Raw genomic sequence first — 359 nt, 5'->3', positions numbered from 1 at the left:
AATTGATATTAAACAACGTCAAGCTGAAGGAATTGCTCTTGCCAGAAAACAAGGTAGACGTTTAGGACGTCCGCCTGTTGAAATAACAGAAGAATTTACGGATGCTTACAAGGAATGGAAATCTGGTTCAATTACAGCAGTAGGAGCCATGAAAAAGTATGGCATCAAACGTTCTTCTTTTTATAAGCTTGCTAAACAGTATGAGGAAAGAATGAAAGAATAGAGAGACAAAATTTTAATTTGTTAAGATAGTAATTGAGGTAGCACCAACATTCGTTAAAATGTGGGTGGGCCCCCTTTTAGCAAAACCGGAGTGGAAATGATGAGTATAAATAGTTTTGTGGGATTGATAAAGGACG

1 pseudogene is annotated in these 359 nt (G+C 37.0%); it reads left to right on the top strand.

Annotated elements, in window-relative coordinates:
- Window positions 1–223 (top strand): annotated as a pseudogene (locus ACM6HU_RS01030) (recombinase family protein); the annotation flags it as partial.
- Window positions 224–359 lie beyond the last annotated feature (136 nt).

The sequence above is a fragment of the Bacillus sp. IT-79MI2 genome, assembly GCF_949768135.1.
GTDB classification, from domain to species: Bacteria; Bacillota; Bacilli; order Bacillales; family Bacillaceae_G; genus Bacillus_A; species Bacillus_A pseudomycoides.
The sequence above is the reverse complement of the archived record's forward strand: the minus strand, read 5'-3'. Positions and strand labels throughout refer to the sequence as shown.